Source organism: Bacillus cereus group sp. TH152-1LC (assembly GCF_027710505.1).
Taxonomy (GTDB): Bacteria; Bacillota; Bacilli; order Bacillales; family Bacillaceae_G; genus Bacillus_A; species Bacillus_A mobilis.
This window is the reverse complement of the sequence record NZ_JAQFNK010000003.1, coordinates 339,167-360,815: the sequence shown is the minus strand read 5'-3', so window position 1 is coordinate 360,815 and position 21,649 is coordinate 339,167. Positions and strand designations below refer to the sequence as shown.

Genomic DNA, 21,649 nt, shown 5'->3' with positions numbered 1-21,649 from the left:
AAGAAGATGTAATGAGATAGGAATGACTCATTTTTATGTATATGTGAAAAAACGAGCAAGCTGGGGGTGAAAATGTGGGATATTGGTGTTATAGAATGATATACCATTTAGAAAACGGAAAAACGATTAAAGATATAAAAGAATTTTGTTATCGAGACCAAGGAAAAGTGCTAGAAAGAGTAGCGCATCGTGTAATGGATAATAGAGAAGTGACGGCAATTGATAAGCAAGGAACGATCATTTCAATAGCATGTGAGGACATTGTAAAGGTGGAACTTGATTACATAACAGAAAGTTAACCTTGAGTCATATCGAATTATTCGATAAAATATACTGTTGAATGGTGAAGTGAGAAGAGAGGAGTTTATCATGGGTAGCACAAGACACTTTTATATGTTTATCTTAGCGTTTGTTCTTGTTGTCGCATTAACGATTTATTTAATTGTTGATAGCACTTGGTACAACACAGTTCATCCTGCGTTCCTTCTGTTTATGTATGTAGGAATTGCGGTAGTGAGTTTCGGAATGAGAGATGAGATGTTAGATCGCTTTGAAAAGTGATACATATACGAAAGACCAACAGGAAAATGTTGGTCTTTTTTTCTTGCCAAAAATAGGATGTTGTGTATATACTGTGTATATAAGGTATATACAGTATATACACAAACTGGAGGAAAACATGAATATTATTATTTCGAATTCTTCCCAAGACCCTATTTATGTACAAATAAGAAAACAATTAAGCCAGCTTATTTTAAATGGTGGTTTAAAGGGTGGAGACCAATTACCGTCTATTCGTAGCTTAGCGAAGGAATTACAAATTAGTGTAATTACAACGAAGCGTGCGTACGAGGAGCTTGAAAAAGAAGGATATATAGAAACTGTTGCTGGGAAGGGGACTTATGTTTCACGTAAAAATAATGAACTACTAAAAGAACAGCGGCTACGTTTACTGGAAAGTAAAGCGGAAGAGATTGTGAATGAAAGTAAAGCGTTGCAGCTTTCACTTGAAGATTTACAGCAGATGATTGCGTGTTTATATGAGGGGGAATAAGAGATGTTAGAGCTAAAAAATGTTTGTAAAAGTTATCAAGATTTTGTAGTGAAAAATATAAATTTTACGTTACCACGCGGATATATTATGGGATTTGTCGGACCGAATGGAGCCGGGAAAAGTACGACGATCAAAATGATTATGAATTTAATTCGAAAAGATAGCGGCGATATAAAAATTTTTGGCAAGGACAATAAGAAAGCCGAAAAAGAAATAAAACAAAATATCGGTTTTGTATATGATGAAAATCATTACTATGAAGATTTAACATGTGAACAAATGAAGCGTATTATTGCGCCGTTATATAAAAAGTGGGACGAAGAGCAGTATCAATCGTATATGCATAGATTGCAAGTTCCGAAGTATAAAAAAATTAAAGAACTATCAAAAGGGATGAAAATGAAATTTGCGATTGCCATCGCACTTTCGCACCACGCGGAGTTTATTATTATGGACGAACCAACAGCAGGATTAGATCCAGTTGTTCGAAGTGAATTACTTGATATGTTACAAGAAATTGTAATGGAAGATAAAGTATCTGTATTATTCTCAACGCACATTACAACAGACTTAGAGCGCATTGCAGATTATATTACGTTTATCAATGATGGAGAAATTATATTTACTGGTGAAAAAGATGAATTAATGGAGAACTACGTAATCGTAAAAGGAAGTAACGATTTATTAGACCGAGAAGGAAAAGAACTATTTGTTGGATTACGAAAAAACAAGTTTGGTTTCGAAGGTTTAGCGAAGGATAAACAAGCCATTATCGATTGGTTTGGAAGTGAAGTTGTACTAGAAAAGCCTACATTAGATGATATTATCGTTTACACCGCGAAAGGGAGAGGTGCCTATGCGTCAGCTCGTATATAAAGATTTGTTCTTTTTTCGAGGGATATGGCCAGTGTATCTTACTATACCCTTTATATTCTTTTTATTTGAAAACGGTGATGGAATGCTGTTTCCTATGAGTTGTTTATTTGTAACGCTTTCATCAATTACGATGTTGATTGTAATTGATGAACGGAATACTAGTGACATTATTATCAATAGTTTACCGGTAAGTAGAAAAAATATCATAATTGCTAGATATCTTTCCAGTGCAATATTTATTGTAGGTGGTATGTTCTCTACTATGTTGTTTATTTTCCTTATAAGAGGTATTGCTGTTCTGGGTGATATCGGTGCCTATCATCCTAATCTATACATTGAAATTCCGTGGTATGAAGTAATAAATGGGGTTGTTTACGCCGTATTTTTAGTTGTCACCTTTTTCCCTAGTTATTATGGTACAAAATCGAAGGTAGTAAGAAGTCTAGTATCAGCAGCATCAATAGGAGTGGGTGGGATACTTTGGATATTTATTAGTGATGGGCTGAATGAAACAACACCTCCATTCCTTGAGTGGATTATGAATCCTATGCATATTGGTGTATTTATAGTTGGATTCATTGCATTAGTCAGTATTTATATCGCTTCTATGTTTCTTACAATTAGAATTTATGAAGCACGTGATTTGTAGAGAGGAGAATTCATATGCAACAGTTGATTTTGAAGGAGTTTTTCTTACAGAAGAAGATGTTTCCTTTTTATTTTTTAATACCTATTTTATCTGTTTTTAGAAATTCTGTAGAACCAATGGGGATTGCAATAGGATTATTTATGACATGTAGTACGATTATATATATTTCTTTTTATTATGAAGAAAAAAGTAAAACAGAAAAAGTATTAGTGAGTTTGCCTATAATGAGAAAAGAGATAGTGATAGCTAAATATATTTCAAGCACATTATTTATTATAGTCGGTTTGAGTATAACCTCTATAGTCGTAATATTAGGAAATATTTTGTTGAACAGGGATATAGTTATTCCTGGATATGCAATATTTTCAGCAATAGCAGCAACCTTGATTTATTGTGTAGTAACGATACCTACTAATTACATTGGGGGATATAAAGCTATTACTGTCTTGAATGTGATTATGATTTTTCCTTTAATGGGTATGATTGGCCTTATGTGCAATATTTTTGGTGATGAAATAATCATGTTAAAAGTACTCCACTCTCAAGAGGCTACACTAGCAATGAGTGTTGTTGGTATCGGAGTGTTAGTAAGTATAGTCATATCAATGTTGCTCTCAATGAAAATGTTTCAGGAGGCAGAGTTATAGAAGGGGCATTTTCATATTAGGAGGGTAAAAAATGATCAAGCAACTAGTTTTAAAAGATATGAAGTTGCAAAGAAAGTTAAGTTTTGTGTATCTAATATGTTTGTTTTTCCTTGCTATTGTTGATTTTCGTAGTGAGAGTTTCCTTATGACGATTAGTGTATCTATACCTTTTCTTGGTATGGTACTGTCAATGGGTTATGAGGGGAAAAATAAAAGTGAAATAATAGTAAATAGTTTACCGTTTGAGCGTAAAGATATTGTCATAGGGAAATACATATTTGTAAGCATTTTAGTTGCTCTAGGTGGATGTTTCTCACTAGTGGTGGGTTTGATACAGTTACAAAATGAACATATGACAGGACTTATCCTGTGGGGAGAAATTCTCGGAGGTATAACAGGTGGATTTGTTTGTAGCATAATTGTACTTCCGATTGAATTCTCAGTAGGATATAGCAGTGCAAAACAAATTGCACCCTTCATCGGAATTGCATTTGGGTATTTAAGTGGACTGATTGTAAGTAAAGTATGGTTAGATGTAGAAAATATTTGGAGCACGAGTCTAGTCGTAAATATTTGTTTTATAGCGGGGCTACTTCTTTTATATATCATGTCTATGTTACTCTCAATTCATTTGTACAATGAGCGTGATTTGTAAGAGAGAGGAGAATAGTTTTGAAACAACTAATTTTAAAAGATTTCATCATTCAATGGAAATTTTTAATTTGGTACATACTGTATCCTATTTTCTTTTATATGGCTTTAACAGATACGGAAAATCTGTTCATAATTATGTCAGTAATTTTTACAATTGGGGCAACAGTAAAAACATTTGAAGCAGATAGTAAAAATGAGAGTGAAGTTATAGTAAACAGCTTACCAATATGGAGAAAACAAATTGTGTATGCGAAATATATAGTAGCAATTATTATTCTTTTTATAAGCGTAACGGTCGGTTGTTTCACGATGGGAATGAAGAATGGGGTTAACCTATTTGAATTTATTGAAACGAAAATGGTTGCTAGTATTAGCTTTATTTTAGTGTATTTAAGTTTCGTTTTACCAATATCGTTTTGGTTAGCATACAAAAAAACTATTTTTATTACGTTTTTCATACTAATAGCACCAATAGCAATTGGTACCATGTTCTTTGAAATCAACTTGGAACAAATTCAACTATATAACAACTTGTTATTCGTTAGTTCAATATGCATGTTCATAGTATCTATCTTCATTTCAGTGAAATTGTATGAGAAGAGAGAATTTTAAAAGGTGCCTTATGTAAGGCACCTTATTCAATAACGACAATATGAAAGTAAGAGTTTATAAACAGAGAGGCTATTCGGTACAACATCTTTTGGAGTATGTAATATAAAGCTGAAAACGATAACGAGAATGAGAAAGAGGAAAAATAAAAATAGGATCTGCTTATGTATAGAATTTTGCATAGTATTCACTCCTTTTTTAGGTAGTATGTCCAAAAGAAAGAAGTGTATGAAAAATGTTAGGAGGAGAATGATGAACAAAAGAAAATGGTTATATAGAATAGGGGTACTTTTATTTTCAATCGGTCTCATATTAGCAAATTTTTACTCAGATATACCATCACCATTTCCTGATTTGCATAAAGGGATTGGTATAAGTATTGTCATAGTTGGTCTTCTTTGTCTTATCACATCAAACTTCTACAGAAAGTCTGAATGAATATAAAAAAGGACAGTTACTCTTTTTCAGAAGTACTGTCCTTTTTAAATAATGTATTCCATAGTTTGGCGATACTCCATATAATGACGATTGCAATGGAGGCAATAATAGACCAAGCAATAGATGCAATTTCAAGTGCTATGCTAGGAAGAAATGTAAGAATGGATATTACTTTATGAAACAACCATTCTATTATATGAAAACTGATTTGCGATAGAATGACAATTCCGAGTGTAATCCATGCTAACATTTGTTTTCCTTTTTCTTTCCACATGACATTCACCTCACGTTAGCTTAATAGTTTTAAGCCAACAGCGCCGCATAGAATGCAGCTTAAGAAGGCAAGACGACGCCAATCCGCTGATTCACGGAAAATAAGAATACCTAGAAGTGCACTTCCGGCAGTTCCGATTCCAGTCCAAATCGCGTAAGCAGTTCCCATCGGTAATGTGTTCATCGCAAGAGATAAGAAGAAGAAGCTTACGCCGAAGTTAGCGATTAAAATAACTTTTGGTGCCCAGCCTTTCTTTTCAGTGGCTACTTTCATAAAGAGTACACCAATAATTTCACAAATACCAGCTAGAATTAAAAATAACCAAGCCATTTTATGCGGCCTCCTTCGCTTCTTTTTCTTCTGTTACTCGTTTTAAACCAATTACACCGAAGAAGATTAAGCCGATTAATAACACTTTTACAATAGAGAAAGGTTCCCCGAAGATGAAAATCTCTGTCAGAACAATCCCACCAGCTCCAATTCCTGTAAAGACTGCGTATACAGTGCCGACAGGTAAATCTTTATAAGCTCTAAATAATAAAACGAAACTAATTGTAATTAATAACGCAACACCAGCCCATTCAAGTGGTGCCTCCGCTTTTTTAAGTCCAATGACCCAAAAGATTTCAATAATACCAGCTATGATTACATAAATCCAAGCCATATGTCATTTCTCCTTCCTACCAATCGTTAGGTAAAGGGCTAAAAACGACGCATTGCAAAGGAGCAATCCGTCAGTTTGAAAGGCCTCGCCAAAATACTTGCCAAGAGGCGTTTAAACGAGCCTCAAAGCGATTTAAACCTGCAAATAGTAGCTCAACCATAAGTCCGTCTAGTAAGCATAGAAAAGCTTCTAGAGCGTCTTCTACTGTAATGTTATGCAGTTCACTTTGTTCGTTTGCCCGTTTAAATATAGGGAATAAAAGTTTTCCGACGTTCTCAATGTGTGTATTCGCTTTTTCGATAATTTGTTCGCGAAATGCATCGGGCGGAAAATAGGAAGTTCGTAACCAAAACATTGATTCTTCACTTTCACCAAATCGTTTTGCGTAGCCCTTTAGTAACTGTAAGAGCGATTCTTCAGTAGACGAATTTGAAAAATTTTCGATATCGTCTGTGAAGCTCTGTAAATCTTTTTGAAAAGCGGATTCCAAACATATAAAATATAGCTCTTCTTTTCCTTTAAAGTGTGCGTAAATTGATGGTTTTTTAATCCCAACTTCTTGAGCAATATTTGCTAATGAAGTTCCTTCGTAGCCATAGCGTGCGAAATGAGAAAGTGCTACAGCTTTAATGCGGTTTGCTGTCATTTTCATCCCCTACCTATCGTTCGTTAGGTTCATTATATGAGATGGAAAATATAAAGTCAATAGGTGAAGAGCTGAAAAAAGAGCGCTATAGGTAACGCTCTTTTTTTAGACAGTATCTCGCTCAATTAAATGGAATGAAAGTTCTTTTGCGCTCCCGACAATTTGCTCGCTTTGGATTTGTTTATGGAATAAAGAAAAAGCATGTGAGCCCATTGCGAGACCAGGATGCTCAATAGTTGAAATTTCTAACGCCTTTGAAATTTCATGATTATCAAATCCGAGGATAGCGAGATCTTCAGGGACGCGAATGCCATGTTTTCGCGCCTCTGTTAATAAACCAGCTGCAACTTGATCGTTCGCTGTAAAAATAGCGGTTGGACGATTTTTCATATTTAAAATACGATGGAGTATTTGTGCACCGTCTTGCATTGTATAGCATTGATGAAAAATCCAATCAGGATGTGCCGTTTTACCTGCGTTACGAAGTGTATCTGCGAAAGCTTTTTTACGCTCGATTGAATTAACACTTGTATTTCTTGCTAAACATATCCCGATTTTCTCATGCCCTTTACTGAGTAAATAGGCAGTACCGAGACGGAAGCCTTCGTAATGATCTACATAGATAGATGAAATGAGAGGGTGGTTCATTTTTTCACATGAAATAATAGGGGCAAATTTTGCAAAAGGTTCAATTTGTTCCCATGAACTCGTTTGAGAGCAAATAATCATTCCGTCGAATTGTTTCATTTTCATCATTTCAAGAACGCGAATTTCTTCAATACTATCGTAATTCGTTTGGCATAAGTTAATGTGATATCCAGTTGCTAACGCTTCGTTGCCAATTCCTTCAATAATGGTACTAAAGTAAGGAACATTAATGAAAGGGAGCATAACCCCGATTGTATAGGTTTTTCCCTTTATTAAATGAATAGCATTTATATTTTTGGCATAATTCAATTCTTCAACAGCATCTAGAACACGCTTACGTTTTTCTTCTTTTACGTAAGGGTGATTATTAAGGACGCGGGAAACAGTTGATATGGATACACCAGCGGTTTTTGCAATTTGTTTTATATTGGCCATATGTATCACCTCTTTCCCTTATTATAAAGGGAAAATAATAAGAATGAAAAAATCTTGACCTGAAAAGCTTTTCACAAACTATGTTATAAACATGGCTTCTGTTATTCGCGTAACCTTTGTATTTGGGCGTGAGAATGATGGCGGTCTTTTTTGCGTTTATAAAAGAGTTTTTGTCAAAATGTGTGAGAATAACGTGGAAAGTTTTCAAAGGGGAGTTTGTTAATGAAGCGAATATGAATAGCATATAAACGCTTCATTCATAAATATAGCGGTATGAAGAAAGGGCGGAAACAAATTGAAAAAAAGAATCATTTGTTTCGTGTTTTCTAGTCTAGTGCTAAGTTCATGTTCGTTTCAGCAAACGATGCAAGAAGAAAAAAACTTTGTGGGAAAAACAGGGGGAGCTATGGATCGTGTTACGGATCCAATTCCGCTGAAGGAGCTTCCGAAATATTTTCCAGTGAAATTTAAAGTTCCGGCGTTTTTACCGTATGACATTACGAGTGATGTGAAGGGGGAAGTCAGAACGATTGGACAAAAGAACACGGTTTTGATGATTAAATATAAACAGCGGGAGCTGGGGAGAAATGAGTATATTGAGTTAAATGTTGCGAACTTTCCTTATAGTTTTCCGGATCTTGTGGAAGAGAAGCGATTTCAAGAACAAATGAAATTGAATAATGGAGCACTCGCTTATTTTAAAAATAAGGATGATTCCGAGCGAGGAGACGAATTTGCTACGCTTATCTGGAAAGAGAAAGGACTTGAATATCAGATTTTGTATCGTAATGCACAAGAGAATGATAAAGATGTGATTAAGCAAAATTTAGTATACATTGCGAATAATATGGAATGAAAAAACTAGCTGAATCATTCAGCTAGTTTTTGTATGTTATTATTTCTTTTTAATTTTTCCAGTCCACGTTTTGAATCCACCTTGTAATTGGTAGAAATCTTTGTAGCCTTGTTTCTTTAAGTATTGAGCCGCACGACCAGTACGGAATCCGCTTTGGCAGTATAAGTAAACTGGTTGATCTTTACGAAGTTCTTTATGACGAAGGCGAATTTGTGATAACGGAATGTTACGTGCGCCTAAAATATGCCCTGCAGTATATTCGTCTGCTTCGCGAATATCGATAAGCTGTGCTTTACGGTAGCCAGCGCGAAACTCTTCTTCTGAAAGTGTTTTAATTAATTTTTTCTGATAGAAATACATCCATACAGTGTAGCCGATGAACGCTACGATTACGGCTAATAAAATAATCCAAGTTGTTGACACGGTTCTATCGCTCCCTTTTTTCTTATCCTACTTTCAATATTATAATGCCCTTATGTATTTATGCAACAGATTCATTTGCATATAAGAAGAAATTTCGTATTCTTTCACAAATTTTGTCGAATTTGGTAGACTAGAGAATGTGAAAAATAATTGGTTATATGAGGTGCAGGATGGGAAAAGAAAAATGGTGTTATATTAACTCTGGTCAATGTTCACCGGCATTTAATATGGCGTTAGATGAATGTTTATTAAATTGGCAAAGTGAAAAGAAAATGCCACCAACCATTCGTTTTTATGAATGGGAAGTACCAACATTAACAGTTGGGTATTTCCAGCGTGTTGAAAAAGATATTAATATGGATGTAGTTAACGAAAAGAAATATGGATTCGTTCGTCGTCAAACAGGCGGCAGGGGTGTACTACATGATAAAGAATTAACGTACAGTGTTATTGTGTCTGAAGATCATCCAAATATGCCAAAAACAGTTACAGAAGCGTATCGTATTATTTCGCAAGGTTTATTAGACGGTTTTAAGGCATTAGGATTAGAAGCGTATTATGCAGTTCCAAAAACAGAAGCAGATCGTGAAAATTTAAAAAATCCACGCTCAGGTGTATGTTTTGATGCACCATCTTGGTATGAAATCGTAGTAGAAGGAAGAAAAATCGCAGGTAGTGCTCAAACACGTCAAAAAGGTGTTATTTTACAGCACGGGTCGATTCCGTTAGAAATAGATTTAGATGAGTTATATGATCTGTTTTTATTCCCGAATGAACGTGTAAAAGAGCGTATGAAGAGTATGTTCTCTTCTAAAGCGGTAGCAATTAATGAATTAACAGACCGTACGTTTACAATCGATCAGTTAATTAAAGCGTTTGAGGTTGGGTTTGAAAAAGGATTAGATGTAGAACTTGTTCCGTATGAATTAACAGAAGAACAATTACATGAAGTGCAAACATTAGCAAAAGAGAAGTATGAAAGTAACGAATGGAATTATAAAAAATAAGAGGTGGCAATTGCCACCTCTTATTTTTTTATAGTAAATTAAGTACTTTTTCTACTTTGATTCCTTTATCTTGTAAAGAACGAAGGCGATTTACAACGTCCATAATTTCTTTGTCGAATGTAACGCTAATACCTTGGCTTTGTAGTTCTTGTTTTAAGCTTTCAATAGAATCATCTATGTCGATGCCAAGCTCGTAATCTTGACAAACTTCAATTGTCTTTTTCACGAGTTTCACATAATTTTCTTGTAGTTTTGTATTTGTTTCAGTCAAAGCAGGTTGCTTCGGTTTTGCAGGTGCAACCGGTGCTGTCTCTTGCTTTGTAACTGGAGTTGGTACTGCTTTTTTCACAGGTGCTGGAGTAGATAATTCCACAGCAGCTTCTACACTTACTGGCTTCGGTGTTGGTACCGGAGTAGGTTTAGGTGCTGCAGGTGTTTCTACTCGCGTAACAGGTTTTGGAGCTTCTACAACTACTTCTTTTTTCGGAGTAGCTTCTACAACAGTTTCTTCTTGCTCAGCAGCTTCTTTATTCTCTTTGCTCCACATAACGCGTTCAACTTCTAGAGAAACATTGTTTTTGTTCATCGCTGTTAATGTAACTTTACCAACTTCAGCGTTCCCAGTGAAATCAACAATTTTATAAATAACACTCTTGTTCCAATCCACGTTTCCGCTCAAAAATAATTCTTCGTTACATTTCGGCGTTAAGCCCTCGATTTTAATTTCTGCGTTTACACCGTTTTCACTATATACCATAATTAGCGAAGCATTTACATCTTCGTCTGCTAACATTAGTTCACGTACCATTTTGCCGGTGCGTACTTGCGTTTTCTTCTTAACTGACATCTAATTTCTCCTCTCAAAAATTCAGTAATAATAAAAAAATCGTATAACGAAAAATAATTGCTCACGAAGATTTATGATACCGATAATAAAAGCATCACGTCAACAATTAACTTTAATTATTTTGCATTTTTCTTATTTTCTTTATGAAATTTTTCAATTTGTAAAATTAGACAGAAGAAAAACAGCCTTTTGAAAGGCTGCTAAAAATTTGATTTTTTATATAGTAATTTATATAAAACAAAAAATAAGATAGCAATTAAGGCATTTTGCCAAAATGTTAAATGATAAATGAGATAAGGTTGCTTTTTAAAATAAACATGTAAAAATACAGAGGCGCAATATGGAGTAGCGAACGTAAATCCAAATAGAATTCTTCTTTTCCAAGTCGTTTTTTGATCAAAGGAGTAACGCTTTAAAAAATACAAAATAAGCAGTATTCCTAGAATAATGAGTGAAACAGATAAAATGGTTCCAGGGATACTAAAAGATGGAGTGAAGTGTTCCGTATTCTTTCCAAAAGTTAAAATAAAAAATGAAACGATTGCATCGATTCCAAACTGTATAGCAAGAAGTAAACTAATAGCAAAACCGATTAAAGAAGTTTTTTCTAACTTTGTTTGGGTTGGTAAAGCTGATATAAGTTCATTGCAATAAGATTGTAAATCGTTACCGAAAATGTCGTAAGCACTTTTATTTTCTGCTTGTGCTTCGATGAGATGATCTAATATTTCTAGTAACAGTTCCTCCATTTGTTGCTGAGGTACATTTGATATTCGAAGATATACTAACATATCACCATAAGCAGCTTCGTTTTCAGGTGTTAAGAGTTCTCGTTTTTTATTGTTTAATTCAACCATGTCTTTAGCTTTCATTCCTATCACTCCCCTTGTAATAAGTTGTTTACGGTTGTTGAAACCATTCCCCAGCTTTGTTTAAATTCTTCAAGCTGTTCTAATCCTTTATCGGTTACGTGATAATATTTACGTTTTGGACCGAGTGAGGAGGCTTTTAATGTTCCTTCAATCAACTTTTCTTTTTGCATACGTAACAATAACGGATATATGCTTCCTTCGCTTACGAATGTAAATCCGTGTTTATTTAATTTTGTACTCAGTTCATATCCGTACACTTCTTCTTGTGAAATGATGTATAGGATGCAACCTTCGAGCACACCTTTTAACATTTGGCTGTGCATGATTTCACCACCTTTTATTCAGGTAACTTGCGTTGCAAGGTAGCTGATATCCAAATTATAACATCCAGTAACTTGCAACGCAAGTTACTGACGTGGAAAACTTTTATGAGTTTTAATTTTTCAACATTCCCCATACTAACGAGAGGAGGGAAACGTATGAAACCATTTATGCCAAAACTCGTTTACTTTGAACCGAAGGCACTTGAATATCCGCTTGGAAAAGAGCTGTATGAGAAGTTTACGAAGATGGGATTAGAAATTCATGAAACGACATCTCATAATCAAATTAGAAATTTGCCAGGTGAAAATGATTTGCAAAAGTATCGTAATGCAAAGGCAACGCTTGTCGTTGGGGTTAGGAAGACATTAAAGTTTGATACGTCAAAACCGTCAGCTGAATATGCAATCCCGCTCGCAACGGGGTGTATGGGGCATTGTCATTATTGTTATTTGCAAACGACACTTGGGAGTAAGCCTTACGTTCGCGTGTATGTTAATCTTGATGAAATATTGGAGAAGGCAAAGCAATATATGGATGAAAGAGCACCTGAAATAACAAGATTTGAAGCGGCTTGTACATCAGATATCGTTGGGATTGATCATTTAACACATGCATTAAAGCGGGCGATAGAATTTATTGGAGAAAGTGAATACGGGCGTTTACGTTTCGTTACGAAATATTCGCACGTGGATCATTTGTTAGATGCAAAACATAACGGGAAAACTCGTTTCAGGTTTAGTATTAATTCACGGTATGTGATTAAAAATTTTGAACCAGGGACATCACCGTTTGAAGAACGAATTGAAGCCGCTCGTAAAGTAGCAGGAGCGGGTTATCCACTTGGCTTTATAGTTGCGCCACTTTATATGCATGAAGGATGGGAAGAAGGATACCGTGAACTATTTGAGCGACTGTACAATGCGCTAAAAGATTTGTCGATACCGAATTTAACGTTTGAATTAATTCAACATCGCTTTACAAAACCGGCAAAAAAGGTCATTCAAGAGCGTTATCCGAATTCGAAACTTGAAATGGATGAAGAGAAGCGTAAATATAAATGGGGACGATACGGAATCGGGAAATACGTATATAAAAAAGATGATGCGGAAGTATTAGAAGAAACAATAAGAGGTTATATACATGAGTTTTTTCCTGATGCAGAAATACAATACTTTACTTAAGAAGAGTCTGTATACAAATACAGATTCTTTTTTGTTTTATATATTTAGGCTTGTTTTCAACTTGTCACGTTATTCTTTCTGGTGTATCATTTTATTGATTGCTTCGTACGGAATGAGCAAAATGAAATTGGATGGAGGAAACCGATGCCTACCCCTAGTATGGAAGATTATATTGAACAAATTTATTTGTTGATTGATGAAAAGGGTTATGCCCGCGTATCTGATATTGCTGAAGCGCTGAGTGTACATCCATCCTCTGTAACAAAAATGGTGCAAAAATTAGACAAAGATGAATATCTAATTTATGAAAAATATAGAGGGCTTGTATTAACATCAAAAGGTAAAAAAATCGGAGAACGTCTCGTATACCGTCATGACTTGCTAGAGCAATTTATGCGTATTATCGGTTTGGATGAAAGCAAGATTTACAATGATGTAGAAGGAATTGAACATCATTTAAGTTGGGAAGCAATTGACCGCATCGGTGATTTAGTGCAATACTTTGAACAAGATGAGGTTCGAGTGGAAACACTTCGTGGTGTTCAAAAAGCAAATGAAGAGAAAAGTAATTAAGGGGAACGTATGTCGTTTCCTTTTTTATTTCAATCGAAAAGGATGGGAGAATTATGAAAGCAATTATTTTTGATTTTGATGGATTAATTGTGGACACAGAGACAATATGGTTTCACTCTTTCAGAGACGCCGTTCGTGAGTATGGCGGGGAGTTACCCTTAGAGGAATTTGCAAAATGTATTGGAACGACAGATGATGTACTATATGCATATTTAAATGAGCAATTAAAAGAGAAGTTTAACAAGGATGCATTAAAAGAAAAAGTGAAAACTTTACATAAAGAGAAAATGAAAATACCAGAAGCTCGTGACGGGGTAAAAGAATATTTAGAGGAAGCGAAAGAAATGGGATTGAAAATCGCATTAGCTTCCAGTTCATCTAGAGAATGGATTATTCCTTTTTTGGAAGAGCTACAAATTCGAGATTATTTTGAAGTCATTAAAACGAGAGACGATGTTGAAAAGGTAAAACCGGATCCAGCACTTTATCGAATTGCGATAGAAGATTTAGGGATCGATCCGTCTGAAGCAGTTGTATTTGAAGACTCGTTAAACGGATTGAAGGCAGCGATTGCAGCAGGATTAAAGTGTGTCGTAGTACCTAATGATGTGACACGGAACTTACCTTTTGAAAATCATCACCTTCGAATTGAAAGTATGAAAGATAAAAGTTTGAAAGAAGTACTGCAAAATATAAAAAAAGACCGTATTTCCTAAAAGGAAGCACGGTCTTTCTTTTTTGTTTTTTTACCTTCAATGACAGTTAAATGAGATTGTTTTCTTTTTCGCTTCAAAGTGGAAGGAGTGCCTTTTTTCCCTTTGTCATTAGAAGCGTTTGATTTAAATAATGAATTGCTTAGGGGTGCTACATTTTGTTTCCCATGTTTGCGGTTCGATTGTTTTGCAGCACGCTTATAAGAGCTTTGCGAATTTGCAGAACCACTAGAGTTTGTAAACATTTTGTAGAGTAAATAAAAGATACCAACGACAGCCAACATGATACCAATATTTCTTAACACTCCCATTGGGTCTGTAATGACAGATGAAACAAGGCCGAATATTGCTAATCCGATAATAAGCACAAATATAGCGAAAGTAAACGAACGACCGTTCATAAGGGACACCTCCTAAAAACATATATTAAAAATAGTATATTAACGATGAGGAAAGGAGTTGAACACCATTTTTAAATAATTATTGTTTGTTTTCTAAACGTAATAATTCTTCAAACGATGCAATGGCTACTTCCACTTGATCATCTGTTGGTTCTTTCGTTGTTAACAGTTGCAGCCATAATCCGGGATATCCAAGTATGCGTAATACTGGAATATCGCGTAATCGATTTGTAAATTGTAACACTTCGAAAGAAATGCCGAGAACGACTGGAATTAATAAAATTCGGTTTACGACTCTGGCCCAAAGTGGATCTGTAGGGACAAGGAAATAAACAAACATGCCAATAATGACTGTAAATATAATAAAGCTACTGCCACAGCGATAATGAAGGCGAGTTTGTTTTTGTACATTTTCTACAGTCATTGGAAGGTTATTCTCGTAGGCATTAATTACTTTATGCTCCGCACCATGGTACTGAAATACCCGCTTAATAAGTGGGGTTAAAGAAATAAAGTATATATAGCTCAATAATAGCACGAGCTTAATGACACTTTCGACAATGATTTGCCCTGTATGTGAGGGGAAAATCGGTCTCGTTAATTCAGCTAGTAGTGCAGGAACTGCTGTGAAAATGACTTTACCAAATATGAAAGATAAAACACCAACTGCTGCAACTCCTAATACCATCGTTAATTTCGATTGTTCTTCTTTGTTATTTGCAATTTGTTCGTCGTCTTCTGGGTGGACATCAAATCGTTCTGAAGCAAAGTTTAAATGTTTTGCTCCGTTCGCACTTGCATCCACAATAGCGGCAATACCTCGTAAAAATGGAATTTTTTTCAGGATAGATAATGCTTTATTACGAACGCGTGGTAATCGATAAAATTCAATCGATTTATCTTTACGACGAACCGCTGTAACAGTATATTCTCTACCGCCAAACATAACTCCTTCTATGACTGCTTGCCCGCCATATATTTGTTTTGACTCTTCTGCCATGTTAACACCAACCTGTATTTGTTTCTCTCTTATGTAGAAAAAGAGGCAATTGTCATACTGGGTTCTGTCATTTTGAAATAAGACAATCACCGAGTTTCCTTTATTTTATCGACAAATACAAGTATATGACAAGGGAAAATGTTACGAGAGTCGGACATTTCTTATTCTTTTTATAGACAAATTTCGCAGTATTTAAACATGGTTCAAAATAGTTTCGGGCATACTATTGAGCGGAGGTGTCGATGTGAGTCAAGAACAATTAGGAACAAGGAATTTTGTGCAAATTGGTTTATTTGGTGGAGTCTTTTGGGGAGGGATATGGTATTTCCTTCATATATTTTCATTTACGGAAGCGGGACCGAACTATTTACTTTTACCATTTGCCTTTGGAAGCTGGAAGGAAGGGGTATGGGGCAATGTGTCAGGAATTGTTTGTATGGGACTACTTTCGATTTTAATTGCCTTTTTGTACAAAGCGTTTTTGGTAAAGTTTGAGGGAATTCTTCCAGGGATGATTTACGGTTTATTTTGGTGGGCGTTACTATTTTTCGGAATGGGATTAATAGCGCCTGCTATTAAAAGTGCACTCCATTTACCGAAAGAAACGATTGTGACGACGATATGCATTTTTATATTATATGGTGTGTTTATAGCATACTCTGTTTCCTACGCCGTAAATACCAATAAGGCCGAGCGTGAAGGGGAAGAGAAGACAAACTATTCAAATAAGTAACTCCTATGTTAAAATGTTGTATAGACATTTAATATTAAGGAGTTTTAAGCATATGAAAAAGGTACTCCTCGTAAACGGTCCTAACCTAAATCGCCTCGGTGTCAGAGAGGTAAATGTATATGGAAAGGGCACGCTAGCGACACTTGAAGCAGATATGAAGCAAGAAGCAGAAACAATGGGAGTGGAGTTAGAATGTTTCCAATCGAATCATGAAGGTGCGATTATCGATCGTATTCATGAGGCGGAAGATATATATGAAGGGATCATTTTAAATCCTGGAGCATTTACGCATTATAGCTATGCGATTCGAGATGCAATTGCGAGCATTTCGATTCCTGTTATTGAAGTACATATTTCAAACATTCACCAGCGTGAGTCGTTCCGTCATGAATCTGTGACGGCAGCTGTTTGTGCAGGACAAATTGTTGGATTTGGTTTTTATGGCTATAAGTTAGCGTTATTTGCATTAATGGAGAAATTGAGGGAGGCATAAAGTAATGGAGAAAATCGAAAGAGTAAGAAGTGCATTTGATGAGGCTGGTATTGACGGTATTTTGTTAACAAATGAACATAGTCGTAGATATATGGCTAACTTCACAGGAACAGCTGGTGTTGTACTGATTTCGAAAAATCGTGCTCAATTTATTACAGACTTCCGTTACGTAGAGCAGGCTACTAAACAAGCTGTTGGATATGAGATTGTACAGCATGCAGGATTAATTATTGATGAAGTTGCAAAGCAGGTGAAGGAACTAGGAATTCAAAAGCTTGGCTTTGAGCAAGATACTCTTACATATAGTTCTTATTCAGCGCATAAAGAAGCGATCGATGCTGAATTTATCCCAACTTCTGGGCTTGTAGAAAAGTTACGCTTGATAAAGACTGATTCAGAGATTAAGATATTAAAGGAAGCTGCACAGATTGCAGATGCTGCCTTTGAACATATTCTATCATTCATTCGCCCGGGAGTATCTGAAATTGAAGTGTCAAATGAACTTGAATTTTTCATGAGAAAACAAGGAGCAACATCTTCTTCGTTTGATATTATCGTTGCCTCAGGTCTTCGTTCGGCATTACCGCACGGCGTGGCATCTGAAAAAGTGATAGAAACAGGAGATTTCGTTACATTAGACTTCGGCGCTTATTACAAAGGATATTGCTCTGATATTACTCGTACGATTGCAGTTGGTGAACCATCTGATAAATTGAAAGAAATTTATAATATCGTTTTAGAAGCACAACTACGTGGTGTGAACGGTATTAAAGCTGGTTTAACAGGCCGTGAAGCGGATGCGTTAACGCGCGATTACATAACTGAAAAAGGATATGGTGAATACTTCGGACACTCTACTGGTCATGGAATCGGTCTTGAAATCCATGAAGCACCAGGTTTAGCGTTCCGTTCTGATACAGTTCTTGAACCAGGTATGGCTGTAACAGTAGAACCAGGTATTTATATTCCAGGTATTGGCGGCGTACGTATTGAAGATGATATCATTGTAACAAGTGAAGGTAATGAAGTAATTACGAAATCACCAAAAGAACTTATTATTTTGTAATACACAGGAGGATTTTTTTACATGATTTCAGTAAACGATTTTCGTACAGGTTTAACAATTTCAGTGGATAATAGCCTTTGGCAAGTAATGGATTTCCAACACGTAAAGCCAGGTAAAGGTGCTGCATTCGTTCGTTCTAAACTACGTAACCTTCGCACAGGATCTGTTCAAGAGAAAACATTCCGTGCAGGTGAAAAAGTAGAAAAAGCACACATCGAAAACCGTCGTATGCAATACTTATACGCAAGCGGTGAGTCTCACGTATTTATGGATAACGGAACTTATGAGCAAATCGAACTTGGTGAAAAACAAATCGAGCGCGAACTTAAATTCCTAAAAGAAAACATGGAAGTATCTATTATGACATACCAAGATGAAGTACTTGGTGTTGAACTTCCAAACACAGTTGAATTACAAGTTACAGAAACAGAGCCAGGTATTAAAGGAGATACAGCTTCTAACGTAACAAAACCAGCTACATTAGAAACTGGTCTTGTTGTACAAGTACCAATCTTCATTAACGAAGGCGAAATGCTTATCATCAACACTGGTGAAGGTAAATACGTTTCTCGTGCATAGTAGAAAAGCACTCGTGATTATCACGAGTGCTTTTTTCTATAGGAAATAGGGTAGATAATAAATCCCTGTTATAACAAAGCTAACTAAGACAAGTGAAAGGGTACCCATAATATAGGGAGTCAAAACAATTTGAAATGGTTTTATCTCGCCAGTTTCAACGCCAGTCAGTGTTTTACTGATTGCATGATCTGTAATGTTGTTTCTATGATTACTCATAATAATTAGCCACGTAATTGCAAATATCGCTAAACTACCAAGGAAAAAGGCCTCCATAAATGACCAACTGACCAATAATGAAAAAAGATAAATAAGAGCTAATTCTACTACAATTGTTAAACTAATTTTTAATACCTTCATATTTTACCCCCTCATTTTGTACATATAGCTAGCGAGATGACTTTAGTTCTGTCTCTCGTGCTGCATCGTCTATACCCCTTTTAAATTAAATATACCATAATATACCATTAAATAATACGAATATTCTGATTGTGTAAAGGCGTTAGATAAAAATTATGTTTTTACTTCTGAAATAGACAACCCTTGCATATGGTTGTACAAATATACTCTTTTGTAGCAGACAGCACTAGTAACCGTTATGGGAGAAGGTGGGAGAATGAAACAGTGGCTAGCGGCAATGGAAACATCCGTGCTCGTAATGGGGTTACTTCGGTTGTTTTCAGGCAGCGCGGAAATATTCGCCGCTTTGCTTATGCTTTATGTGAATGATGCGAAGAAAGCATTGTTTATAAATGGTATGTTGGCGTTTGTTGGACCGACCGTATTAATTTTAACAATGACAATAGGTATAGCGAGTGTGGCAAGTGAGATTTCTTTTTTGAAACTCTTTTTTCTAGCACTTGGAATTGGCTGCATTTTTATCGCGTTGTTGAAATAGTAAGTCGAGTATAGTGGGGAGAAGCTGATGAAAGAAGTATTAGAAGTTTTACCGAAAACGATGAAGCAGCTAGTGGAAAGTTGTAAGTGGTGCGATGCTCTAGAGGAAATTCGTGTTCGAATTGGAAGACCGCTAGAGTGTATTGCTCATGGCGAAGTGTTTTTCTATGACTATATCGTTACGGCAGAGGATGCCATTTACTTATTGAATAAGTTAAGTCAATTCTCAATTTATACGATGGAAGAGGAATTAAAACGTGGGTATGTGACACTTCGAGGAGGACATAGAATCGGCTTAGCGGGAAAAGTCATTACAGAAAAAAGCGCAGTGAAAATGATTCGAGATGTCTCTTCCTTTAATATTCGTATCGCTCGTCAAAAAATAGGAATTGCTGAACCACTTTTGCCGTATTTGTATGAATCACGATGGTTAAACACGATGGTTATTGGCCCGCCGCAAACGGGGAAAACAACACTTTTAAGAGATGTAGCACGTTGCATGAGTCAAGGTGTAAGTGCTTCGAACATTCCTTCTTGTAAAGTTGGAATTGTAGACGAACGGTCAGAAATTGCAGGCTGCGTGAAAGGTATTCCGCAATATGACTTTGGAGCGCGAGTAGATGTGTTAGACGCATGTCCAAAAGCTGAAGGAATGATGATGATGATTCGTTCTATGAGTCCAGATGTTTTGATTGTAGATGAAATCGGACGTAAAGAAGATAGTGAAGCAATTATGGAGGCGGTGCATGCAGGGGTTCAACTTTTTATAAGTGCACATGGATTTTCTTATGATGATGTTGTGAAACGTCCATCGCTAAAGGCGGTGCTGGAGCTCGGTATATTTGATAGGTTTGTGGAGCTATCAAAAGCTAGAGGGCCAGGAACAGTTATGCAAGTGAAAGATAAATATGGAAAATCGGTATTACCTCATAGAAAGGCTGAGGGCGTATGGTAAAAATATTTGGTGCAGTGTTAATCGTTGCAGTCAGCACCTTTTTCGGATTTTCATACGCGAAAAAATATAGCGAGAGGCCGCGGCAACTTAGATTATTAAAAGCGGCACTTCAATCATTAGAGGCAGAAATTATGTATGGGCATACACCTTTGTCTGAAGCCGCCGAGCGATTAGTGAAACAAATGCCGAAGCCGTTAAATTGGATATTCCAAAGTTTCGCTAGAAGGCTAGAAAGCGGAGAACAAACAGTAAGAGAAGCTTGGATAGATAGTTTGAAAGAAAATTGGAAGTTAACAGCATTTCAACAAACTGAGTACGAGATTTTGCAGCAATTTGGCGAAACGCTCGGACAACATGATCGTGAATCACAACAAAAACATATACGCTTATGCATTACACATTTAGAGAGAGAAGAAGAAGAAGCGAAAGCGTTACAACTGCAATATGAAAAAATGATCAAGAGCTTAGGGGTACTAGCGGGGCTACTTATCGTAATTTTACTGCTATAGGAGGGAGAAAGGCGATGTCCATTGATGTTGGATTAATATTTCAAATCGCCGGAATCGGCATTGTTTTAGCTTTTATTCATACCGTACTAAAAGAATTAAAGCGAGAGGATATTGCAAATTGGGTTATCCTTGTCGGTTTTGTCGTTATTTTATTTCATGTGGCATTTTTAATTAATACGCTATTCGACAAGATTAAGAGTGTCTTTCTCTTCCAGTAAAGGAGGCGGTTCGAATCGAAATTATACAAATTGTCGGATTAGGCCTCGTTGCTACGTTTTTAGCAGCTGTATTGAATCAGCATAAATCTAGCATTACGTCGTTATTTATTGTGTTCGTAGGTAGCGTGATGTTTCTTCTTTTAATTGATCAAATTCACTCTATTTTACAAATGATTGAGAGGGTAGCGAGTGAAGCGAAAGTTAGCAACGTATATGTAGAAACGTTGCTAAAAATTATTGGGATTGCTTATATTGCTGAGTTTGGAGCGCAAATTACAAAAGATGCAGGGCAGGGTGCAATCGCTTCGAAAATTGAATTAGCTGGAAAAATCTTAATTCTAGTAATGGCGATTCCTATTTTGACGGTTGTAATTGAAACTATTCTCGGATTTTTACCGACGGGATAAGGGG

35 protein-coding genes are annotated in these 21,649 nt (G+C 36.0%); 23 read left to right on the top strand and 12 right to left on the bottom strand.

From position 1 onward, the window contains the following. Positions 1-95 precede the first annotated feature (95 nt). The 9 genes from PDL00_RS11665 (at position 96) to PDL00_RS11625 (ending at position 4,927) form a co-directional block, all read left to right on the top strand. Complete coding sequence (locus PDL00_RS11665) at positions 96-299, top strand: DUF3929 family protein (RefSeq protein ID WP_061677400.1); 204 nt, start codon at positions 96-98, stop codon at positions 297-299. 70 nt (positions 300-369) lie between these two features. After that, positions 370-561 carry a hypothetical protein gene (locus tag PDL00_RS11660; RefSeq protein ID WP_000535935.1) on the top strand — a complete coding sequence of 64 codons (192 nt, stop codon included), beginning with the start codon at positions 370-372 and terminating at the stop codon, positions 559-561. A 118-nt stretch (positions 562-679) separates the two neighbouring features. Then, positions 680-1,054: a GntR family transcriptional regulator gene (locus PDL00_RS11655; RefSeq protein WP_001021351.1), complete on the top strand. Its 375-nt coding sequence runs from the start codon at positions 680-682 to the stop codon at positions 1,052-1,054. Between the two features lie 3 nt (positions 1,055-1,057). Next, positions 1,058-1,930: an ABC transporter ATP-binding protein gene (locus PDL00_RS11650; protein WP_270729109.1), complete on the top strand. Its 873-nt coding sequence runs from the start codon at positions 1,058-1,060 to the stop codon at positions 1,928-1,930. Beyond that, a complete protein-coding gene (locus tag PDL00_RS11645) occupies positions 1,911-2,579 on the top strand; it encodes an ABC-2 transporter permease (protein ID WP_270729107.1) in 669 nt (222 codons plus the stop codon). Before PDL00_RS11650 ends, PDL00_RS11645 begins: the two co-directional genes overlap by 20 nt. Positions 2,580-2,593: 14 nt before the next feature. Further along, a complete protein-coding gene (locus PDL00_RS11640) occupies positions 2,594-3,226 on the top strand; it encodes an ABC-2 transporter permease (RefSeq protein WP_270729105.1) in 633 nt (210 codons plus the stop codon). A 31-nt stretch (positions 3,227-3,257) separates the two neighbouring features. Beyond that, complete coding sequence (locus PDL00_RS11635; RefSeq protein ID WP_270729103.1) at positions 3,258-3,881, top strand: ABC-2 transporter permease; 624 nt, start codon at positions 3,258-3,260, stop codon at positions 3,879-3,881. Positions 3,882-3,898: 17 nt separating this feature from the next. Further along, the gene (locus PDL00_RS11630) at positions 3,899-4,492 is read left to right on the top strand and encodes an ABC-2 transporter permease (RefSeq protein ID WP_098274519.1); all 594 of its coding nucleotides are present in this window, start codon (positions 3,899-3,901) and stop codon (positions 4,490-4,492) included. Between the two features lie 249 nt (positions 4,493-4,741). Next, the gene (locus tag PDL00_RS11625) at positions 4,742-4,927 is read left to right on the top strand and encodes a hypothetical protein (protein WP_141525351.1); all 186 of its coding nucleotides are present in this window, start codon (positions 4,742-4,744) and stop codon (positions 4,925-4,927) included. A gap of 16 nt (positions 4,928-4,943) precedes the next feature. Here PDL00_RS11625 and PDL00_RS11620 read toward each other — a convergent pair whose 3' ends face one another. The 5 genes from PDL00_RS11620 to PDL00_RS11600 form a co-directional block, all read right to left on the bottom strand. After that, the gene (locus PDL00_RS11620; protein WP_270729099.1) at positions 4,944-5,201 is read right to left on the bottom strand and encodes a DUF3975 family protein; all 258 of its coding nucleotides are present in this window, start codon (positions 5,199-5,201) and stop codon (positions 4,944-4,946) included. A 15-nt stretch (positions 5,202-5,216) separates the two neighbouring features. After that, a complete protein-coding gene (locus PDL00_RS11615) occupies positions 5,217-5,531 on the bottom strand; it encodes a DMT family transporter (protein ID WP_046956356.1) in 315 nt (104 codons plus the stop codon). 1 nt (position 5,532) lies between these two features. Continuing rightward, positions 5,533-5,865 (bottom strand): DMT family transporter, encoded by a 333-nt coding sequence (locus PDL00_RS11610; RefSeq protein WP_000312339.1) that lies wholly within the window; start codon positions 5,863-5,865, stop codon positions 5,533-5,535. A gap of 70 nt (positions 5,866-5,935) precedes the next feature. Then, positions 5,936-6,517 (bottom strand): TetR/AcrR family transcriptional regulator, encoded by a 582-nt coding sequence (locus PDL00_RS11605; protein WP_270729096.1) that lies wholly within the window; start codon positions 6,515-6,517, stop codon positions 5,936-5,938. A 99-nt stretch (positions 6,518-6,616) separates the two neighbouring features. Further along, a complete protein-coding gene (locus tag PDL00_RS11600) occupies positions 6,617-7,594 on the bottom strand; it encodes a LacI family DNA-binding transcriptional regulator (RefSeq protein ID WP_270729094.1) in 978 nt (325 codons plus the stop codon). A gap of 319 nt (positions 7,595-7,913) precedes the next feature. Between PDL00_RS11600 and PDL00_RS11595 the strand changes: the two genes are divergently transcribed. Further along, positions 7,914-8,450: a DNA polymerase III subunit delta gene (locus tag PDL00_RS11595; protein WP_270729204.1), complete on the top strand. Its 537-nt coding sequence runs from the start codon at positions 7,914-7,916 to the stop codon at positions 8,448-8,450. 39 nt (positions 8,451-8,489) lie between these two features. Here PDL00_RS11595 and PDL00_RS11590 read toward each other — a convergent pair whose 3' ends face one another. Next, complete coding sequence (locus tag PDL00_RS11590; RefSeq protein WP_048531103.1) at positions 8,490-8,873, bottom strand: rhodanese-like domain-containing protein; 384 nt, start codon at positions 8,871-8,873, stop codon at positions 8,490-8,492. 170 nt (positions 8,874-9,043) lie between these two features. On the opposite strand from PDL00_RS11590, the gene PDL00_RS11585 reads away from it, so the two are divergent. Then, a complete protein-coding gene (locus PDL00_RS11585) occupies positions 9,044-9,880 on the top strand; it encodes a lipoate--protein ligase family protein (RefSeq protein ID WP_048531100.1) in 837 nt (278 codons plus the stop codon). Positions 9,881-9,908: 28 nt separating this feature from the next. Here PDL00_RS11585 and PDL00_RS11580 read toward each other — a convergent pair whose 3' ends face one another. The 3 genes from PDL00_RS11580 to PDL00_RS11570 all read right to left on the bottom strand — a co-directional run bounded on the left by PDL00_RS11580 (position 9,909) and on the right by PDL00_RS11570 (position 11,922). Continuing rightward, a complete protein-coding gene (locus PDL00_RS11580) occupies positions 9,909-10,727 on the bottom strand; it encodes a hypothetical protein (protein WP_270729092.1) in 819 nt (272 codons plus the stop codon). 200 nt (positions 10,728-10,927) lie between these two features. Next, entirely contained in the window at positions 10,928-11,599 is a 672-nt protein-coding gene (locus PDL00_RS11575) for a DUF1048 domain-containing protein (RefSeq protein ID WP_270729090.1), read from the bottom strand. A gap of 5 nt (positions 11,600-11,604) precedes the next feature. After that, positions 11,605-11,922: a PadR family transcriptional regulator gene (locus PDL00_RS11570; RefSeq protein WP_000556083.1), complete on the bottom strand. Its 318-nt coding sequence runs from the start codon at positions 11,920-11,922 to the stop codon at positions 11,605-11,607. Positions 11,923-12,078: 156 nt separating this feature from the next. Here PDL00_RS11570 and splB point away from each other — a divergent pair, with 156 nt between their 5' ends. From splB to PDL00_RS11555, 3 genes are all read left to right on the top strand, one after another. Continuing rightward, complete coding sequence (gene splB / locus PDL00_RS11565; protein WP_270729088.1) at positions 12,079-13,104, top strand: spore photoproduct lyase; 1,026 nt, start codon at positions 12,079-12,081, stop codon at positions 13,102-13,104. Between the two features lie 144 nt (positions 13,105-13,248). Beyond that, complete coding sequence (mntR, locus tag PDL00_RS11560; protein ID WP_001143071.1) at positions 13,249-13,677, top strand: transcriptional regulator MntR; 429 nt, start codon at positions 13,249-13,251, stop codon at positions 13,675-13,677. A 53-nt stretch (positions 13,678-13,730) separates the two neighbouring features. Further along, the gene (locus tag PDL00_RS11555; RefSeq protein ID WP_242240362.1) at positions 13,731-14,393 is read left to right on the top strand and encodes an HAD family hydrolase; all 663 of its coding nucleotides are present in this window, start codon (positions 13,731-13,733) and stop codon (positions 14,391-14,393) included. On the opposite strand, the gene PDL00_RS11550 is transcribed toward PDL00_RS11555, so the two are convergent. Together PDL00_RS11550 and PDL00_RS11545 are read right to left on the bottom strand one after the other, a co-directional pair. Further along, the gene (locus tag PDL00_RS11550; protein WP_046956360.1) at positions 14,390-14,791 is read right to left on the bottom strand and encodes an SA1362 family protein; all 402 of its coding nucleotides are present in this window, start codon (positions 14,789-14,791) and stop codon (positions 14,390-14,392) included. The genes PDL00_RS11555 and PDL00_RS11550 overlap by 4 nt on opposite strands. Positions 14,792-14,870: 79 nt before the next feature. Next, positions 14,871-15,791 carry a DUF1385 domain-containing protein gene (locus PDL00_RS11545; protein WP_270729084.1) on the bottom strand — a complete coding sequence of 307 codons (921 nt, stop codon included), beginning with the start codon at positions 15,789-15,791 and terminating at the stop codon, positions 14,871-14,873. 244 nt (positions 15,792-16,035) lie between these two features. Here PDL00_RS11545 and PDL00_RS11540 point away from each other — a divergent pair, with 244 nt between their 5' ends. The 4 genes from PDL00_RS11540 to efp are packed head-to-tail and all read left to right on the top strand — an operon-like array spanning position 16,036 to position 18,662. Then, positions 16,036-16,524 carry a YqhR family membrane protein gene (locus PDL00_RS11540; RefSeq protein ID WP_242256069.1) on the top strand — a complete coding sequence of 163 codons (489 nt, stop codon included), beginning with the start codon at positions 16,036-16,038 and terminating at the stop codon, positions 16,522-16,524. A 52-nt stretch (positions 16,525-16,576) separates the two neighbouring features. Next, the gene (gene aroQ, locus PDL00_RS11535) at positions 16,577-17,017 is read left to right on the top strand and encodes a type II 3-dehydroquinate dehydratase (RefSeq protein ID WP_000757087.1); all 441 of its coding nucleotides are present in this window, start codon (positions 16,577-16,579) and stop codon (positions 17,015-17,017) included. Positions 17,018-17,021: 4 nt separating this feature from the next. Further along, a complete protein-coding gene (gene pepQ / locus PDL00_RS11530; protein ID WP_073516475.1) occupies positions 17,022-18,083 on the top strand; it encodes a Xaa-Pro dipeptidase in 1,062 nt (353 codons plus the stop codon). Positions 18,084-18,104: 21 nt separating this feature from the next. Beyond that, positions 18,105-18,662: an elongation factor P gene (gene efp, locus PDL00_RS11525; protein ID WP_242256067.1), complete on the top strand. Its 558-nt coding sequence runs from the start codon at positions 18,105-18,107 to the stop codon at positions 18,660-18,662. Between the two features lie 36 nt (positions 18,663-18,698). On the opposite strand, the gene PDL00_RS11520 is transcribed toward efp, so the two are convergent. Beyond that, positions 18,699-19,019, bottom strand: coding sequence for a hypothetical protein (locus PDL00_RS11520; protein ID WP_097818193.1), 321 nt, complete (start codon positions 19,017-19,019; stop codon positions 18,699-18,701). Positions 19,020-19,275: 256 nt separating this feature from the next. Between PDL00_RS11520 and PDL00_RS11515 the strand changes: the two genes are divergently transcribed. The 5 genes from PDL00_RS11515 to spoIIIAD are packed head-to-tail and all read left to right on the top strand — an operon-like array spanning position 19,276 to position 21,645. After that, on the top strand, positions 19,276-19,557 hold the full coding sequence (locus PDL00_RS11515; RefSeq protein ID WP_000816054.1) for a YqhV family protein: 282 nt from the start codon (positions 19,276-19,278) through the stop codon (positions 19,555-19,557). Between the two features lie 27 nt (positions 19,558-19,584). Beyond that, positions 19,585-20,511, top strand: coding sequence for a stage III sporulation protein AA (spoIIIAA, locus tag PDL00_RS11510; protein ID WP_270729078.1), 927 nt, complete (start codon positions 19,585-19,587; stop codon positions 20,509-20,511). Further along, positions 20,505-21,020 (top strand): stage III sporulation protein SpoIIIAB, encoded by a 516-nt coding sequence (gene spoIIIAB / locus PDL00_RS11505; RefSeq protein ID WP_000238690.1) that lies wholly within the window; start codon positions 20,505-20,507, stop codon positions 21,018-21,020. Before spoIIIAA ends, spoIIIAB begins: the two co-directional genes overlap by 7 nt. A gap of 14 nt (positions 21,021-21,034) precedes the next feature. Further along, a complete protein-coding gene (gene spoIIIAC, locus PDL00_RS11500; RefSeq protein WP_000020914.1) occupies positions 21,035-21,238 on the top strand; it encodes a stage III sporulation protein AC in 204 nt (67 codons plus the stop codon). Between the two features lie 23 nt (positions 21,239-21,261). Next, the gene (gene spoIIIAD / locus PDL00_RS11495) at positions 21,262-21,645 is read left to right on the top strand and encodes a stage III sporulation protein AD (RefSeq protein ID WP_079998460.1); all 384 of its coding nucleotides are present in this window, start codon (positions 21,262-21,264) and stop codon (positions 21,643-21,645) included. The last annotated feature ends 4 nt before the right edge of the window (positions 21,646-21,649 follow it).